This window comes from Paenibacillus sp. IHBB 3054, assembly GCF_051594305.1.
Lineage (GTDB): Bacteria > Bacillota > Bacilli > Paenibacillales > Paenibacillaceae > Paenibacillus_AQ.
On record NZ_JBOFBG010000114.1, the window covers coordinates 1 to 1,270 of the forward strand.

The 1,270-nt window shown below is 45.4% G+C and carries 2 protein-coding genes; both read left to right on the forward strand.

Annotation, left to right across the window (positions count from 1 at the left end):
• Positions 1 to 140 precede the first annotated feature (140 nt).
• Positions 141 to 350 carry a hypothetical protein gene (locus ACQ76X_RS35915; protein ID WP_438498666.1) on the forward strand — a complete coding sequence of 70 codons (210 nt, stop codon included), beginning with the start codon at positions 141 to 143 and terminating at the stop codon, positions 348 to 350.
• A gap of 27 nt (positions 351 to 377) precedes the next feature.
• The coding region (locus tag ACQ76X_RS35920; protein ID WP_438498667.1) for a replication protein at positions 378 to 1,270 on the forward strand (893 nt) is incomplete at its 3' end.

Sequence of the window (1,270 nt, forward strand, 5' to 3'; positions counted from 1 at the left end):
AAAAAAGGTACATAAGCACTGCGAATGCTCATGTACCGGGTCCAACTAGCGGATTGATTATCTCATAGAACTTTGCATGGCGCAACACTGCCACTTAGCGCAATTTTGCGTCCAGTGTGAAGTGTGAGGAGGGCTGAGCCTTGGAACATGTTGAGCAAGTAAACCTGTTTGATTTGATCGATGTTCAACAAAACCCAAAACCCGTTGTCCTAAATGGGATGTATTACGAGCAGGCAACAGGTAAATACGTTTCGTTTGTCTGTGGGCGCAGGCACTATGAGATCCCTGCGAAAGGCTGCGGGTTGAATCGGGAATGGCAAGAGCGGACAAAACGTTTCAGAGCGATCTAAGCGCAAAAGCATACAGGAGGGGATGCCGTGGATTCCAGTGTTAATCCTCAGCCAACGGATGCACACATCAGAATATCGCACGAAATACACCGAGAGCTGATCCGGCGGAAGTTTTCTCAGCGCCAGAGGAATGTCATTGATTTTATTCTGACCTTGAGCTGGGGATGCGGGAAGCCATCGGCAATCATTCCGGAATTGAAAAATTTTCAAGAAGCAGGTATCGGTAGTAACCATATCCGTCAAGTATTAGACGGATTAGTCACCGGAAATGTCATCCTATGGGATCAACTTATGAATATTTTCCAAGTCAATAAGCACTATGACCAATGGGAAATTGATATGGTGTCCAGTTCTGCAAAGAAATTCAAAGAACTGATTAATATGAATCTTGCCCGGCCTTCACCCAATTTATTGAAGCCTTCGATTCCTAAAAAGGGAAATGAGTCCCCGGAAGAGGAACCGGGTTCCCTAGATGGGAATCCAGTTCCCGAAAAGGGAAGTGTTATCCCGAAAAGGGAACCGAGTTCCGGAATGGGGAATCCCCCGGTTCCCGAAAAGGGAAACGAGTTCCCAAAGAAGGAATCGTCCATTTCCCAAAAGGGGAAACGCACACTTCCCAAAAAGGGAAACGTCAGGCGCGATTATCCTAGTTATATCAACGGGTTCAGCGTTTCTAAAGCTAGTATTAAAGCTATCTTTAAATCTTTTAAAAGAACTACTACTACAACAATAACTACAAGGGAACCTCTAGATTTGCTAGAAGATGCTGATTCATTCCAAAGTGCCATGATCAATTACTCAAACAACTTTCTGGAAGGTAAAAAGGTTGCCCCGTTTGACGAAGAGGATTTGAAATCACTGTTTGACGACTTCGGTGGGGCATGGCTGCATGCAGCAATGAGGGCGGCTTATCGAGGTGG